Here is a 14,996-nt window from a genome sequence, read left to right as displayed (position 1 = left end):
GGAGCTACCAAAACTGCTAAATCATTTGTGATAACTAAAAATGCACAACACGTTCATAATCAAGAGATAACGTTTCCTAGGTTTCTGCGTAACTTAAGAGCTATGACGGTTCAGTCTTTAGTTAAAGGGTTGAGCCTCAGTGCTTCTTCAAGATGTTCCGGTGCAAAATGAGAATATCGCATAGTCATTTTGATATCAGTGTGACCAAGCACTCTTTGCAACACCAAAATGTTTCCCCCATTCATCATAAAATGAGACGCGAAAGTGTGCCGCAGAACATGTGTTAGTTGGCCTGCAGGTAATTCGATATCAGTGCGTTCAAGGGCAGAGCGGAACGCACCATAGCAAGTTTTGAACAGTCGGCCCTTTTTTACTTCAGGCAAAGAATTATGCAGCTCTTCACTGATTGGGATAGTTCTATTTTTTCGGCCTTTAGTCTTCGTATAAGTGACTTTGTACTTGGTGATCTGGCTCTTATTAAGTTCTTCTGCCTCAGACCAGCGAGCACCGGTTGATAGGCATAATTTAACAATGCAAACGAGGTCATTATTATTTTCCCGCGCGCACTCTTCTAATAGATTTCTGATTTGTTCTTTTGTAAGAAAAGCCATTTCGCTTTCTTCTGTCCGGAATGGGCGAACATTCTTAATCGGGTTATCACCTTTCCATTCGCCCAGGCGAGCAAGTTCATTAAAGACAGCCCTAAAATATGCCAACTCAAGATTGAGGGTCCGCGGAGCTACTTTTTTTACTCTGTTAGACCGCGCGTAGTCACCCGAAAGGCGTTTTTCGCGATAGCGTGAGAACATTTGGGCATCAAATTCCCTGGCTAAAGGTTGCCCCATGCATTCATAAGCGTGAGTCATGGCATCCTGACGCCGTTCGCCATCTTTTAAGGTTATGCCGTGAGCTGAATACCAGGCTTTTATCAGATCCAGCAACGTGCGGTCATCATCCTTTTCTTCTTGCCAGGGTTTGGTGATGGTGTGCTGTTCAAACGCTATCGCTTCGCCTTTAGTAGCAAATTTTTTTCGTATACGTTTACCCTTTGCTCCGTTCGGATAAAGCTCGCATAACCACCATCCATCAGCCTGTTTTCTGATCGCCATCAGTTAACCTCTGTATAAATCCCTACAACTCTGCCGAGCGGAGTGATCTCGTCAAAACCGCATTCAAACGGAATCTTGCCGCCGGTAACGTGTAGCTTTCGTGATGGCAAAAGAGCCAGTTCCCGAATGCTTACTGAGCCGTCTACGTCAATTAACCAAGTACCGTCAGAAAAGGGCGTCTTTTGTTCTATAAAATAAGTTCGGCCATCTGAAGTAACCACTTGAGCCTGTAGCGGAGGCTTAGTAAAGAAGTGATGGTCAATACTCATTTCTCCTTCTTCAATTAACTGCCCATCACTAAGAGTGAATTTTTTAAGCACTAATTGTGAATTTTTGGTTTCACCTTCAGTGAGTGTATCGGTGAACTTTTGCCCTTCACCAGTTAACAACCATTTGAGGTTTGCCCCCGTTTCCATGGAACAAACAGCAACGAAATCGTAAGAGAGAGTCCCACGGGTATAGCGATTGGAAAGGGAGCTTGAGGAAATACCAAAGTGCTGAGCTAGCTGGATTTTTTGGTGAAAGCCGTAAGCATCACATACTCGATCTAATATAGATAATGGCTCAAATGTGTAGTCTCTTATCTTCATTTGTGAGTTTCCATGTTGACCAATACTCGTTTGTTGAGTATCTTCCTCGTTAGTGAGTTGTCTTTGGTGGCTTAAGTTGGCAAACGTTGACCATCAAAGGTGTTTATTTAACTAAATAGGAATAATGCATGATGAGTACACTCATTACAATCAAGATCCCCCGTGCAACGGTACACCCAGAGGAGTTTGCAGCTCTTGAGGGTGTTTCTGTTCGTACCGTATATCGTCAGACAACCGGCGAAAATCCTCGCATTCCCATAGAACCGCGCACTATCAAGAAAGGTAACAAGCGTGCAGGTGGTCCAATCAGAATTCTTTACGCTCGTTACAAAGAAATGGAAGCCAAAAAGAATCTTGGTCATTCACGCTTTCAAATCATAATTGGCGCTTAATTCACATTATGTGAATTTTGAGAGGTAAACATGTTTGATTTTCAGGTTTCCAACCAGCCATTTTTCGATAATGCGTGTCGTGCTTTCGCTGTGCGCCACAACCTGTCAAAACTTGCCCGCACCATTGGAATGAAAGAACAGACCCTACGCAACAAGCTGAATCCCGATCAGGTGCATCAGCTCACTGCCATTGAAATTGCAGTGATCACTGATGCCACCGAAGACGCAACTCTGATCGATGGATTACTGGCACAAATGAAATGTATGCCTGCCGTTCCGGTAAATGAGCTGGCTGAGGAGAATATTGCTACCTACACACTTCACGCCACTGCTGCCTTGGGTTCAGTTGCTGCGGGTGCTGCATCACCGGAGCGGCAGACACGTCAGGTAAAAAACTCAATTATCGAAAGTGTTAATGCAGGCATTCGCCATCTTTCGCTGATCGGTTTAGCGATGCAGGGGCGCTTAGAAGCTTCACCCGCTCTGGCCTCCGTTGTTGGTGCTGTCGCAAGCGTTGCCACAAACGGGATGGTATGAATATGGTGATCTCAATTGCTCCCTTGTTAAAACAGCAAAGCCCTTCACGCCACTTCGGCCATGGTTGGATTGAACTGCCAGGCGGAAAGCGCTGGAGTCCTTCACTGTCAAAAGCCACTGCGCCGCAGGCGGTGAGAAATTCAAAGCCGCTTTTAAAGCGCCTGTTTAGTTGAGGTGTTTATGTTTTTAGGAAATGAGCAACATATTCAAATAGGCAAAAAGCATCTTTCTAAAATTAAAGAGATGTTGGAACACAAAAAGAATGTAGCGCAGGAAACATTTGATAGTCAGCCGCTGCATATGCGCAAAACAATCTGCTTTCATGCTGGCCTTAAAAGCCGTCATGTTGAAATGAAGTTTGCTGAATTAACGCCTACCGAAAGGCATCAAGTGGTTGCGGCGCTAAATTCTTTACTGGGATTAACTGAGACCCTGCCGAAATTTATCAGTGAAGACGATTGCAGAATAAATATTAAACACTAAACCGAATTCAAATTAATAGGCGTAAACCCGCCGGGCATTCTTTTGCCCAAAAACAGGAATTTTATAAATGAAAGAAATGATTAATAAAGCCCAACACGGTTTTGCAGGTTTGCCGGTTGTTGGTTTCGATATGGGTTCGGCTGAGGGTGATTACACCGGTGAGCTGACCTTAATGCTTAATGCTGCGCGTAATGAAGAACGCGGGAATCGTGCGCAGGTGTTTGCCGCACGTTTGGAAGTTATCGCCTGCTTCATCATTCAGAAAGAAATGACCGGCACTGAGGCAGCCGAGGCTTTACGTCAGGAAGCTACCCGCATTCAAAACGAATCGGGAGACCTTCACTAATGATGAAGCACGAAGAAGCCACACCAGAAATGGCAGAAGCCATGGCAAAGCGCATTGATATCGATCTGGCGTATACCATCATCCCGAAAAAGAACGGTGATCTTATCCTTGCTGAAATTAAGACGGATAAGGAAACCAATAAACAGTATTGCTCCACATTGGATGTGCACCAGTTGAAATTCAGTCTTGCCGCCGAGTTTATCAATCGTTCTGTTAACCGTGCTATTCGGGCAAGGCGTATCACCAGCTCTATCAAAATGCGGGCTGAGTACAATCGCGCTGCTGATCTGGTATTTGCTGCCCTGGTAAAAATTCAACAGTTGGAGGTGGCAAATGGCTGATGTCATCGACAGCGCCCAAGAACGCGCTGACTTAATTCTGTCCGCCCAAATCCAAGCAGCACGCGCCCCTGTTGCAGGCGTATCTGCAATGTTCTGCCTTGATTGTGATCGCCCAATTCCCGAAGAACGCCGCGCAGCTCTGCCAGGTGTTGAACTGTGCGTGTATTGCAAAGAACTGGCAGAACTCAACGCCAAACACTACCGAGGCAACCAATGATTGGTTTGTCTGTAGCTCTGCTTATTCTGGCGGTGAATGCCGCCCGTTTTTTCCTTTCTGATATCAAAGGCGGCATGTAATGGAACAAGTACGCACTGTACTTAAATGGGCGGGTTCTAAAATTCGCATTATGGATGTATTAAAAGAGCATCTGCCAGCCGGACATCGTTTAGTTGAGCCGTTTGCTGGCTCATGTGCCGTCATGATGAATACTGATTATTCAGAGTATTTGATTGCAGATATTAATCCTGATCTGATTAATATGTATAAAGTTATAAAAGAAAAACCTCTGGCTTTTATCCGCACTGCAAAGAATTTATTTGAGTCATCTAATGACGCTGAAAGTTTTTACAATATTCGTCTCGGTTTTAATCTCGGAGGGTTAACTGATTTTAATCGTGCAGTAGTATTCCTATATTTGAACCGTCACTGTTTCAATGGATTGTGTCGTTATAACCAAACAGGTGGTTTTAATGTGCCTTACGGAAAGTATAAAGCGCCGTATTTTCCAAAAAATGAAATCCTCCTTTTTGCTGAAAAAGCGAAACGAGCGAATTTCATATGCTGCTCTTTTGATGAAGCTCTGGGAATGGTTCAGCCTGGAGACGTTGTTTATTGTGATCCGCCATACCTGCCAGCTTCTTCCTCCGCAAACTTTACTGGCTACTCTGCCGCCTGCTTTGGTGGATTTGAGCACGGACTACTAAGTGCCAATTTGCTCGCGCTGGCTGAGCAAAATTATCCCGTCGTTGCATCTAATTCAGATACCCGTGAATCCCGTGGCCTTTACGGCAAGTTTGAGATTGTTGAGCTGAACGCTCCTCGTTCGGTAGGCGCGGCGGCAAGTAGTATTAAATCTGCCCCTGAAATCATCGCAAAAATACTCCCTAAAGAACCTCAACATTGGTCATTTGTGCAGGAAGAAGAAACGGAAGGGGCTGAGTGATGAAAGCTTCAACTATTGATTCAATAAAAGGGTTTGTTGCGGCCCGTCATGAAGGTCATGACGTCAGGGCAATTCTGACGCTTGAAACTGCTGAATATCTCCTTGAGATATTTGAGCGCCTTAATAGGGCTGAGGCAGAACTCGCAGCAATCGAGGCCGTTGGTTGCAGCGTTAGCAAGGCTTCAATTAAATGCATGTAAGCCGCTTCACTCCCCAAATTGAAACGCCTGCAGTCTGGGCGTTTTCCTGGAACAAACCACGCCAGGCCGTTTCTGGCCTGGAAAGACCGCTTACCCGTGACGAATACGATCAGGGGCAAGCTGTTTTAATCAGAGTAAAAAACCTCTCTACCGACCTGCGGGAAATTTTCACAGGTCGTCATGCGTATCTGTTGAAAACCCAGGGTATCCACGCTGCCAATAAATATCTGGTGTATACCCTTGGGCGCAGCATCCTTCCCCGCGTCGCAGCGGTCAATGCCGCTCATGCGATGAATGTTAAAGCTTCCATGAAATTCATGTCAGAGGCGGACACCTATCACGGTCTGCCGAGCATGAGCGATAAACCACTGCGCCGATTCGCTCAGGACATCGCCGGGCAACTGAAAGAAATCTATGAAGAACGTTGCGATCAGTTGCTTGCTCAGTACAACGGCGATAATTCGATTCTTTTTGAGCGTGATACCCAGTGCGAGCTATACAGCGAAATCACCGGTATGGCGCAGGCTTTCAATGTCACGCCGATGTACTGGACAAGATATTGCAAAGACAAACTGGATGCCGTTTCCGCTATCGCTGCCATATCGCGCCTTGTTAATCCGGATTGGTGGTTACGCCAACTGAAAGGCCAGCGCACCCGCTGGCGTGAATCTTTGCTGATCGCCATCGGCAAAGTGAACCGTGATGCTTCCCCGTATGCCAGTAAGCAGGCTATCCGTGAAGTACGTGCGCGCCGTCTGTCGAATCTCGACTACCTGAAAAGCTGCGACCTGGAAAACATCGAAACCGGCGAGCGTTTCAGCCTGATCGACAAAGTGATGGCGAGTATTTCAAACCCTGAAATCCGCCGCATGGAGCTAATGAGCACGATCGCTGGCACTGAAAAATATGCTGCTGCAAATGGTGACGTCGGGATGTTCCTCACTATCACCACTCCGTCCAAATATCATCCGACCCGCATGGTGGGCAAGGGCGATAAAAAGCGCGTTCAGCGAAATCGCGCCTGGGACAAAGAAGCCTATACCCCGAAAGATGCGCAGCGTTATCTGTGTGGGATCTGGAGCAAAATGCGCACCGCGTTCAAAGATAGCGGCCTGTCCGTTTACGGGATGCGCGTTGTAGAGCCTCACCACGACGCGACGCCGCACTGGCACATGATGTTATTCACCAAGCCTGCTATGCGTCAGCGGGTGATCGATATCATGCGCAAATACGCCATGAAAGAAGACGGTGACGAGCGCGGTGCGGCAAAGAACCGCTTTGACTGTAAGCACATGAACCGTGGCGGCGCCGCTGGCTACATCGCCAAATACATCGCAAAGAACATCGACGGTTACGCACTGGAAGGCGAACGCGACCACGAAACCGGCGAGTTGCTGACAGATTCCGCTGCCGCTGTTACCGCCTGGGCTGCTACCTGGCGGATCCCTCAATTTCATCCTATCGGCCTGCCTACCATGGGTTCATACCGTGAGTGCCGCCGCATCCGTTCCATCAATCTGACTGAAACCTTTGACAAAGAAGTCGAAGCCGTCCGCGCCGCTGCTGATGCCGGTGATTTTATGGCGTACATGTCAGCCCAGGGCGGCGCAAATGTTCCACGCGATGATCAAACTGTGCGTGTAGCTCGCCGCGTTGCTGATGAGCTGAACGCCTACGATGAGGAAGTGAAAAAGGTTGTGGGCATTTTCGCGCCTCACCTCGGCGACTCCCGCGTTTATGAAACCCGTACAACACAATGGCGGATCATTTCTTCTGCCGTTGACGTCGAGGTTTTGACCTTAAAAAGCGCCTCCGGCGCGCCTCGGAGTCCTGTCAATAACTGTGGGTTGGGTGGAAAGAAAGCCGCCGCAAATGGGCGCTATATCCAGGCTGGGAACGCCGCTACAGCGTCCATTTCGGTAATTGACTGGACAGACACAGCCGCCGTGAGGGCGATTGTGGCACGTATACGCGAGGAAACACCGAGAGTCAGTAAGGCGCAGCGCAGTTTCGACCCGACAAAAGGCCGTGATGTAGCCCCGTCGGCCAGATTGACGACAGAAGAACGGGCGCGCTTGCCGGAAATCGCGCGCGAATTGATGAAACACAACATCATGGCTGAACGCTGGGAACTGGAAGCGCTGAGCCGAGGGGCGAAAATCAGCTTTGGTGATCTGGTTATGAGTTTTGAACCGCTGCCGGATTGGGCTGAATTTGAATAACATGAAGATTTTTATGGAAATTGTAAGCAGATGATTTTATAGTACTGGATAAATAAACAGTATTATCTTTGGGGGAAAGATGGATTTTTTACAGACGGCAGTTTTGTTGGAACGCATATCTTTGATTGCAAAACTTTCCGCTCGCGTTGAGTGCGATAAAGAGGAGAGGGAGCTGGTTGCTAAATGGATTTCGGAATTAGCAACGGCAGCGAATGAGGAGTTGCTGAAAGTGATATTTGACGTAAACGCGCCTGGAAAAATTCACTGATTTCTCAGTCTGGGGCTAGTGTGAGCCATGCATGCATTATGCGCATGGTTTTGCATGATCCCGAAAGGATCAAAAAATACCTGATCGCCCCTCTCGCTGGGCTTGGGGGCGTTTTGAGGAATGCATTAAAAACGGTTAGTCAAGTCAGAAGCGGGCAGGCGGGTAACATTGCGCGCGCCGGGGTGCGGGACTACTCCCCATTGCAATATTCGTCCATGCAATGGGGAAATTAGATTATTTTTCGATATGCGCAGCTATGCTTTTTGCAACTTGCACTGCAACGTCGTCCCAAGCACTTTCAAGAATACCTGTAGCTGAAGTACCGCCGATAGTTGGATCTTTCTTGTGTGAGGAGAATTGTTGATTCCACGTTTTACCGTTCAAGCTAAACGCAGCATTGAATGTAACGGTACCGACATCAATAGCAGGAGTAATGTTGAATATACCCGCTGAATACTCAAAACCGGAACGTGCTTCAAGTACTGTAATTGTCAGATTTTGACCTGATGGTGATATATCTGCATAAGTAGAAATTGCTTCTTCAATGCGAGAGGATAGGGCCACACCAGTTGGTAACCGAGTACGGGAACCACCGCCTACGAAGCCATCTGAACCCTGAATATCGATGCGCTGAGGGAAGTTAACCGGGTTCCAAAAAATTGAGAGTTTCGGTTTTTCCCCTTGGATTTGCACTGATTTCATATCCGAAATAGAAGAGTAAGCCAGGCGGTTATTAAACGGTAAACTAATAGCACACCCAGAGAGGCCTACTGCAATGGCGAGAACGGCAAAAGCTCTTAACAGCGTTTTCATTATAATCCTTTTAAAAAGGTAACTGTGTATAGTCAAATTGGAGGTGAAACTTTAGCGTATGATCTTGATCGAATCGAGGAATATACATACTAATAAAGTGGATATTTCTCAATAACGAATAGCAGCCTAAAAAGCGACTGTTGGTTATATTGCCTCCATTTGTTAGCGTTATGTTTGCTTCTTACTCCGGCGTAAGTTCGTAAGAGGTAAATCTGATCACATCCTCCCCAAACCACGCATTCAATTCCTTAAACCGTTCCTGCAACGGTGTCAGCTCGTTACGCACAAACACCTGCGACGCCTTCACCGAATCCCCAAACCCGCCGCTGTTCTCAGGAATGATCCCCATCATCTGCGGTGGTACGCGGTGCGCGCACAGCAAATCGTTCTGGCTGGCTTTCTTGATGTTGAAGAAATCGTCCTTGGTCGCGACTTCACTCAGTGGCAAAATCTTGATCCCGTCCGGTTTGCCGTTCGGCGCGTACATGAACAGATTGCGGAAATTGCCTAGCCCTTTTGTATCCCGCATCGCCTTACGCATCTGGTCAATATCACTGCTGCTTTGTGCCGCATCGGTCATATACAGGATATATCCGGCGTGCGCGCCGTTCTGGTAATACTTGCGGCGAAACAGCGTCGCAGCCTCATTCAGCCAGGCTGAATTCAGGGCGCTGAGATATTCCGGCAGGCCGTACAGCTCCTGATTAATATCCGGTTCAATCAGATGAAACACGCTTCCGGCTTCAAACTGGTGTGCATCCTTCCACTGCTGCACAAACCAGTAAGTATCTGGCTCCACCCCCCTGCGGGCATATTTTGCAGGCACGGTTTTCATCACCACGGCGTCGCCGAGCTGGTTGCGGATCACTTCTAAAAACGCATTCCCGAACACCAGATAATCCAGGGCAAAACGGCTGAACTCCTGCTGTGATAACAGCGGATGCGGGACATAGGTCGATGCGAGAATGTTGCGCTTAACGTAAAGCGATGAACTGTGGTGCACCGCTGCCCGCAGCGTGCGGGCCAGTCCGTCAAAGCTGACCGGCGGCTCATACCACTGACCGTTCCCCGTGCATTCGATGTAATCCAGGATTTCACGGCGGTCTAATACCGGCGTCGGGTCGCCAAAGCTGAACGCCTCCGCGCCGCTGGTCTGCTGCGCCGTTGCGGTGATTGCTGTTTGCGCCGCCTTGCGGAATTTACGCTTACTCATAATTAATAAAACTCCAGAATGTTAGGGCTTTGGCCGCCGCTGGCGGCGGTCAGCGGTTCGTTGAGCAGTGCGTGCATGATTGCCCAGGCGACATCCGCGTGGCTGGCCTCCTCGCTGCGGCTGGCCTCATAGGTGGAGCGGCTGCCGCTGGCGGTCATGGTTTTGCGGATCGCCATGAATGACGAGGTGATGTCTTTGTGGTTGGTGTCGTACTCCAGGCGTCCGGAGGTGATGGTGTCTTTCGCTTTCAGCACCATTTTTGTTTTCGTTTCCGGGCTGTAGCGGATCTCCATCGCGGCGGGGAAGAACTGCCGGACAAGCTGGAAAACCCCCTGGCCGATACCGGTGGCGTCCACGCCGATGTATTCCACGCAGTAGCGCTTTGTCAGCTCCTCAATGCTTTTCGCCTGGGCGGCGAAGTCCATACCTTTCCACTGGTGGCGTTCCAACACGCGGAATTTGCCGCCGTCCACCAGCGGCGGAGCCACCACGGCGCAGCCTGCGCTGTCGCCGGTGTGCGACGGGTCGTAACCAATCCAGACGGCGCGATAACCAAACGGACGCACGGCGAACGGGCTGAAATCCTGCCATTCCTCCGCGCTTTCCACCATGCAGCGCTGCAGCTCGGCGAACGGGAAAACGGACGTCTGATCGTCAACGAACTCACACATGAACAGGTTGCGGAAATCCTCGGCGCTGTTCTCCTGTTTCAGCGTGTCGATGTTAAACAGGTTGCAGCCACCGGCTAACGCATCTTCAATGGTGACGATTTGCCGCCACTGCCCGTCCTCACAAAGCCGCCCTTTTGCCAGGGCGTGATGGCCGATATCCAGCTCAATCCTGTCGTTCGGATTTTCCCGGCCCTTGTTAAACAGTTCACCCGACCAGAACGGATACGCGCCGTGCGTCAGCGCTGACGGGGTGGAGAAATAGGTGGTGCGCAGATGTTCCTGCGAGGCCATGCCGCTGGCGACCTTGCGCAGTTTCTGGAAGTTGGGGATCCAAAAGATTTCGTCCACGTACAGGTCGCCGTTATGACTTTGGGCGGTGTTGGAGTTGGTGCCTAAGAAAATCAGCTTTGCGCCGTTGTTGCCGATCACAATCGGGTCGCCGGTCAGCTCAACACCGGCGAGGCGCGCAAACTGAATGATGTACTCACGAAAGACATAAGCCTGGGTTTTACTGGCTGAGAGAAAAATCTGGTTATGGCCGGTTGCCAGGGCACGCAGTAACGCTTCCCGTGCAAAGAAGAACGTTGCGCCAATCTGACGGGATTTGAGAATGTCGCGGATACGGTGCTTAAGCCCTGCGTCATACCACACGCGCTGATACTGGAAGCACTGAGAAAGAAAAATACCTTCCAGCTTCTCCAGGGCTTCGTCGCTGAAATAGTTCTTTGTCGGCTTCTTGCGCTCTCCTTTGTTGCGGTTGGCAACGTTCGGATTTAAATCCGCCTCATTCCCGCTCTGGCTGTAGCGGTTCACCCGTGCCAGGCGCTCAATCATCCGGCCTAACGCATCAATCTCTTTGTAATCCGCATTCCCCTTCACGTCCTTAGTGACGAGCTGAATTAAACGCGCCTCCAGGCTGGACTCCACGCGGGTAATCGGCGCGGCGTTCTCCCACGCGTCGCGGGTTTTCCAGCTCTGCACCGTCGGTATTTTTTGGGTTAGCAGTTCCGCAATCTGACGCACAGAAAACCCCTGCCAGTAAAGCAGTGCCGCCTGTCGCCGTGGGTCGCTGATGATGGTTGAGTTTGTCATTTTCATGACTGCCACGTTAACGGGCGGCACGCTGATTTTCCTGCTGCCCACGTTGTGCCATCGAGCATCAACCTGCATCGGCTGGCGGTGTCGGGCGTGTGTCTGGAAACTTGGACTCCTCAGCAGCACACACCGACTGGAGTCAGAAAATGGCAATGGCAACAAAAGCAAAGCGCTTTCGCATCTGCACCGAAGGGGCAACCACCGACGGACGCGAAATCACCCGCGAGTGGATTGAACAGATGGCGGCGACCTATGACCCGAAGGTCTACGGCGCACGCATCAACATGGAGCACATCAAGGGCTACTTCCCTGACAGTGCGTTTCGTATGTACGGCGATGTCACCGGCGTTTACGCCGAAGAAGTGGCTGACGGCGCGCTGAAAGGCAAGCTGGCACTGTATGCCGATATCGACCCGACCCCGGATTTAGTGTCGATGGTGAAAGCCCGCCAGAAGGTTTACACCTCCATCGAAGTGAATCCCTCGTTTTCCGACACCGGCAAAGCCTACCTGATCGGCCTGGCCGTGACCGACAGCCCCGCCAGCCTCGGCACGGAGTACCTGCAATTCAGCGCGAAGGCACAGCAAAACCCGCTGGCGAGCCGCAAACAGGATGCCGGAAACCTCTTTACCGCCGCCGAAGAAACGGCGTTCGAGTTTGTGGAAGAAGCACCGGCAGCCCCGTCGCTGTTCTCCCGTGTGAAACAACTGCTTTCCAGCAAATCCGCCTCGGATGATGCCCGCTTTAAAGACGTGCATGACGCCGTGGAAGTGGTGGTGGAACACGTCGAAACCGGCCTGCAAGCCACTGATGAAAAGCTGTCCGCGCTGGAGATTTCCGTGACAGAACGTCTGAACGCGCTGGAACAAACCGTGAAAGATGACCGCGAACAGTTCAGCGCGCTGAAAGGCAAGCTGGAGAAGTCCGCCCCGCAGGGCTACACGCAGCGCCCCGTTTCAAGCGGCGGCGGCAAGGGTGATGCAGCTAATTTCACCGACTGCTAAGCACTGCGCTCGCGATTAACCCGTTAACCCATTTGGAAAAAAACGCATGAAACAAACTACCCGCTTTAAATTTAACGCCTTCCTGTCCCGCATCGCCGAGCTGAACTCGGTGGACACCGGCGACCTGGATAAAAAATTCAGCGTGGAGCCGTCGGTAACGCAGACGCTGATGACCCGCGTGCAGGAATCTTCCGCCTTCCTCCAGATGATTAACATCATTCCGGTGGACGAAATGAAGGGTGAAAAGGTCGGCGTGGGCGTGTCCGGTTCCATTGCCAGCACGGCGGACACCAGCGGCACCGGTGAACGCCAGACGGCTGACTTTAACACCCTGACCGCTGAGGGCTATGAGTGCCGCCAGACGAACTACGATTTCCATTTCCGTTACGCGACGCTCGATCTCTGGGCACGTTATCAGGATTTCCAGGCGCGTTTACGTGACGCCATCGTGAAACGCCAGGCGCTGGATCGCATCACCATCGGCTTTAACGGTGTTGAGCGTGCGGCGACATCAAACCGCACCAAAAACCCGCTGTTGCAGGACGTGAACGTGGGCTGGCTGCAAAAGTACCGTAACAATGCGCCGGAGCGCGTGATGAGCAAAATCCTCGGCGATGATGATGCCGTGATTTCCGAGACTGTTCGCGTCGGTGCCGGGGGCGACTTTGAAAACCTGGACGCGCTGGTGATGGATGCCACCAACAACATGGTTGACCCGATTTATCAGGACGATACCGGCCTGGTGGTGATCTGCGGCCGTCAACTGTTGGCAGACAAGTATTTCCCGCTGGTGAACAAGGCGCAGGAGAACTCCGAAAGCCTCGCGGCGGATATGATTATCAGCCAGAAGCGCATCGGTAATTTACCGGCGGTGCGCGTGCCCGGTTTCCCTGCCAATGCGTTCATGATCACCCGCCTGGATAACCTGTCCATCTACTGGCAGGACGGCACGCACCGCCGCCACATCGAAGAAGTGCCGAAGCGTGACCGCATCGAAAACTACGAATCCATTAATGAGGATTTCGTGGTGGAAGACTATCGCGGCGGCTGCCTGGTCGAAAACATCCAGCTCGGCACCTTTAAAGACGTTAAGCCTGAATCAGCGGAATAAAGGGGACATAACATGATTAGCCCTTGCCGTCGTCACATGTTGCGACAGTCCGCCATCATCGCCGCACAGCAGGCCGCCGGTCAGTTGACTCATGCCACCGGCTACGAACTGCAAATGCAAAAGCTCAATGCGGATAAACAGGCACTGCACAAGATCCAGTCCTTCCAGGACAAGGCTGCGTTAAAACGCAAGCTGTTGCCAGAATACGCCCCGTGGGTGTCGGGCGTACTCGCCGAAGGGAACGGCGCACAGGATGCCATCCTGATGACCGTCATGATCTGGCGTATTGACGCCGGTGATATTGCCGGTGCGCTGAACATTGCCCGCTACGCCTTTAAACATAGGCTCGCCATGCCGTTCGGCACCCGCACGGCGGGCTGTGCCTTCACGGAGGAAGTGATCGACCAGGCTGTACGTGCCCGCACCGCCGGTGAACCCGTCAGCATCGACCTGATGCTGGAAGTGCTGGAGGTGACTGACAGTGAGGATATGCCCGATAAAGTCCGTGCCCAGTTGCACAAGATTATCGGCTATCTCTACCGCGACGGCGGCAAGGATACGTTAGCCCTGGAGCGTCTGAAAAGTGCCCTCATTCTCGACGGCAAATCAGGCGTGAAAAAAGACATTGAGCGCCTGGAGTCTGCCATTAAAAAGGCATCCGGCCGCTAAAAAGCATGCGCCCCGCGCAGGGCGGCACGCCAGCCGAGACCGGTCTTTGACCGCGCTCAAGGCTGGCGTCCACCGCCCCCCATTCAGAGGTCATTATGTCTCTTGTTGTACCTGCACCGAAACCGGACGCCGCGACGGAACCCGCGATTAAAAATACCCACTTTTGGCCTGATGTGGATCCGGTTGAGCTGCGCGACACGCTGCGCCTGGAGGGCACCGTCACGGCAAAACGCCTGCGCGCCGCCGCAAAGTTTGCCATGACCGAAGTGAACGCCGAGCTGTACAGCTTTCGCGATGCGCAGATTTCTCAGGGCTTTACACGCCTGGCGGATGTCCCCGCCGATCGGATTGATGACGAAAGCGTGAAGGTCTGCGCCTATCAGCGCGCCGTGGCGTCTATTGCGGCGGCCTTCCTGGCGGAGCGTTACCCGAATAATGACACCACCGACGCGGGCAGCAAAAAGGCCGTGATTGTCGAAAGCACCGTTGACGATTTATGGCGTGACGGGCGCAACGCGATCAGGGACGTCGCCGGTGTGTCGCACTGCATCATCGGGCTGCTCTGATGAAAGTCACTGCCGAACAGGGCGACACCGTAGATTCGCTTTGCTGGCGGTATTACGGGCGCACCGAGTCGGTGATGGAGCAGGTTTACGCGGCTAACGTTGGCTTAGCCGCACAGGGGGCGATTTTGCCCCATGGCTACGCGGTGGAGCTGCCGGATATTACTCAGGCCGCAGTCAGTGAAACCGTCTCACTTTGGGACTGA

General features: G+C 51.4%; 21 protein-coding genes. 16 read left to right on the top strand and 5 right to left on the bottom strand.

Annotation, left to right across the window (positions count from 1 at the left end; translation table 11 throughout):
• Nucleotides 1–110: 110 nt before the first annotated feature.
• Nucleotides 111–1,109: a phage integrase gene (locus ABIC79_RS18860; protein ID WP_354568153.1), complete on the bottom strand. Its 999-nt coding sequence runs from the start codon at nucleotides 1,107–1,109 to the stop codon at nucleotides 111–113.
• Complete coding sequence (locus ABIC79_RS18855; protein WP_354568151.1) at nucleotides 1,109–1,699, bottom strand: phage repressor protein CI; 591 nt, start codon at nucleotides 1,697–1,699, stop codon at nucleotides 1,109–1,111. The genes ABIC79_RS18860 and ABIC79_RS18855 overlap by 1 nt, the downstream gene beginning before the upstream one ends.
• 131 nt (nucleotides 1,700–1,830) lie before the next feature.
• On the opposite strand from ABIC79_RS18855, the gene ABIC79_RS18850 reads away from it, so the two are divergent.
• The 11 genes from ABIC79_RS18850 to ABIC79_RS18800 all read left to right on the top strand — a co-directional run bounded on the left by ABIC79_RS18850 (nucleotide 1,831) and on the right by ABIC79_RS18800 (nucleotide 7,651).
• Nucleotides 1,831–2,091, top strand: coding sequence for a hypothetical protein (locus ABIC79_RS18850; RefSeq protein WP_489389365.1), 261 nt, complete (start codon nucleotides 1,831–1,833; stop codon nucleotides 2,089–2,091).
• Nucleotides 2,092–2,121: 30 nt separating this feature from the next.
• Nucleotides 2,122–2,628 carry a phage regulatory CII family protein gene (locus tag ABIC79_RS18845; protein WP_354568147.1) on the top strand — a complete coding sequence of 169 codons (507 nt, stop codon included), beginning with the start codon at nucleotides 2,122–2,124 and terminating at the stop codon, nucleotides 2,626–2,628.
• A 2-nt stretch (nucleotides 2,629–2,630) separates the two neighbouring features.
• Nucleotides 2,631–2,801, top strand: a complete 171-nt coding sequence (locus tag ABIC79_RS18840) for a phage filamentation protein Fil family protein (protein WP_354568245.1) — start codon at nucleotides 2,631–2,633, stop codon at nucleotides 2,799–2,801.
• A gap of 7 nt (nucleotides 2,802–2,808) precedes the next feature.
• Nucleotides 2,809–3,111, top strand: coding sequence for a phage replication protein B (gene repB / locus ABIC79_RS18835; protein WP_354568145.1), 303 nt, complete (start codon nucleotides 2,809–2,811; stop codon nucleotides 3,109–3,111).
• A gap of 67 nt (nucleotides 3,112–3,178) precedes the next feature.
• Nucleotides 3,179–3,457: a DUF2732 family protein gene (locus ABIC79_RS18830; RefSeq protein ID WP_489389136.1), complete on the top strand. Its 279-nt coding sequence runs from the start codon at nucleotides 3,179–3,181 to the stop codon at nucleotides 3,455–3,457.
• Nucleotides 3,457–3,798 (top strand): DUF5405 family protein, encoded by a 342-nt coding sequence (locus ABIC79_RS18825; protein ID WP_336369399.1) that lies wholly within the window; start codon nucleotides 3,457–3,459, stop codon nucleotides 3,796–3,798. The genes ABIC79_RS18830 and ABIC79_RS18825 overlap by 1 nt, the downstream gene beginning before the upstream one ends.
• Nucleotides 3,791–4,015 (top strand): TraR/DksA family transcriptional regulator, encoded by a 225-nt coding sequence (locus ABIC79_RS18820; RefSeq protein ID WP_354568143.1) that lies wholly within the window; start codon nucleotides 3,791–3,793, stop codon nucleotides 4,013–4,015. Before ABIC79_RS18825 ends, ABIC79_RS18820 begins: the two co-directional genes overlap by 8 nt.
• 79 nt (nucleotides 4,016–4,094) lie before the next feature.
• Nucleotides 4,095–4,961: a Dam family site-specific DNA-(adenine-N6)-methyltransferase gene (locus ABIC79_RS18815; protein WP_354568141.1), complete on the top strand. Its 867-nt coding sequence runs from the start codon at nucleotides 4,095–4,097 to the stop codon at nucleotides 4,959–4,961.
• Nucleotides 4,961–5,161, top strand: a complete 201-nt coding sequence (locus ABIC79_RS18810) for a hypothetical protein (RefSeq protein WP_354568139.1) — start codon at nucleotides 4,961–4,963, stop codon at nucleotides 5,159–5,161. Before ABIC79_RS18815 ends, ABIC79_RS18810 begins: the two co-directional genes overlap by 1 nt.
• Nucleotides 5,152–7,383 (top strand): replication endonuclease, encoded by a 2,232-nt coding sequence (locus tag ABIC79_RS18805; RefSeq protein WP_354568137.1) that lies wholly within the window; start codon nucleotides 5,152–5,154, stop codon nucleotides 7,381–7,383. The genes ABIC79_RS18810 and ABIC79_RS18805 overlap by 10 nt, the downstream gene beginning before the upstream one ends.
• Nucleotides 7,384–7,462: 79 nt before the next feature.
• Nucleotides 7,463–7,651 (top strand): hypothetical protein, encoded by a 189-nt coding sequence (locus tag ABIC79_RS18800; protein WP_354568135.1) that lies wholly within the window; start codon nucleotides 7,463–7,465, stop codon nucleotides 7,649–7,651.
• 234 nt (nucleotides 7,652–7,885) lie between these two features.
• Here the strand turns inward: ABIC79_RS18800 and ABIC79_RS18795 are convergent, their stop codons facing one another.
• The 3 genes from ABIC79_RS18795 to ABIC79_RS18785 all read right to left on the bottom strand — a co-directional run bounded on the left by ABIC79_RS18795 (nucleotide 7,886) and on the right by ABIC79_RS18785 (nucleotide 11,446).
• Nucleotides 7,886–8,464, bottom strand: a complete 579-nt coding sequence (locus ABIC79_RS18795) for a hypothetical protein (protein ID WP_354568133.1) — start codon at nucleotides 8,462–8,464, stop codon at nucleotides 7,886–7,888.
• Between the two features lie 181 nt (nucleotides 8,465–8,645).
• Nucleotides 8,646–9,677 (bottom strand): phage portal protein, encoded by a 1,032-nt coding sequence (locus tag ABIC79_RS18790; protein WP_354568131.1) that lies wholly within the window; start codon nucleotides 9,675–9,677, stop codon nucleotides 8,646–8,648.
• Between the two features lie 2 nt (nucleotides 9,678–9,679).
• The gene (locus ABIC79_RS18785) at nucleotides 9,680–11,446 is read right to left on the bottom strand and encodes a terminase ATPase subunit family protein (protein ID WP_354568129.1); all 1,767 of its coding nucleotides are present in this window, start codon (nucleotides 11,444–11,446) and stop codon (nucleotides 9,680–9,682) included.
• A gap of 149 nt (nucleotides 11,447–11,595) precedes the next feature.
• On the opposite strand from ABIC79_RS18785, the gene ABIC79_RS18780 reads away from it, so the two are divergent.
• The 5 genes from ABIC79_RS18780 to ABIC79_RS18760 all read left to right on the top strand — a co-directional run bounded on the left by ABIC79_RS18780 (nucleotide 11,596) and on the right by ABIC79_RS18760 (nucleotide 14,996).
• Complete coding sequence (locus ABIC79_RS18780) at nucleotides 11,596–12,447, top strand: GPO family capsid scaffolding protein (protein WP_354568241.1); 852 nt, start codon at nucleotides 11,596–11,598, stop codon at nucleotides 12,445–12,447.
• A 46-nt stretch (nucleotides 12,448–12,493) separates the two neighbouring features.
• Nucleotides 12,494–13,558 (top strand): phage major capsid protein, P2 family, encoded by a 1,065-nt coding sequence (locus ABIC79_RS18775; protein ID WP_354568127.1) that lies wholly within the window; start codon nucleotides 12,494–12,496, stop codon nucleotides 13,556–13,558.
• A 12-nt stretch (nucleotides 13,559–13,570) separates the two neighbouring features.
• Complete coding sequence (gene gpM, locus ABIC79_RS18770; RefSeq protein ID WP_354568125.1) at nucleotides 13,571–14,227, top strand: phage terminase small subunit; 657 nt, start codon at nucleotides 13,571–13,573, stop codon at nucleotides 14,225–14,227.
• 95 nt (nucleotides 14,228–14,322) lie between these two features.
• Nucleotides 14,323–14,793 carry a head completion/stabilization protein gene (locus ABIC79_RS18765; protein ID WP_354568123.1) on the top strand — a complete coding sequence of 157 codons (471 nt, stop codon included), beginning with the start codon at nucleotides 14,323–14,325 and terminating at the stop codon, nucleotides 14,791–14,793.
• On the top strand, nucleotides 14,793–14,996 hold the full coding sequence (locus ABIC79_RS18760; RefSeq protein WP_354568121.1) for a tail protein X: 204 nt from the start codon (nucleotides 14,793–14,795) through the stop codon (nucleotides 14,994–14,996). Before ABIC79_RS18765 ends, ABIC79_RS18760 begins: the two co-directional genes overlap by 1 nt.

The organism is Rahnella sp. 2050 (assembly GCF_040544515.1).
Taxonomy (GTDB): Bacteria; Pseudomonadota; Gammaproteobacteria; order Enterobacterales; family Enterobacteriaceae; genus Rahnella; species Rahnella aceris.
This window is presented reverse-complemented; position numbering and strand designations above follow the sequence as displayed.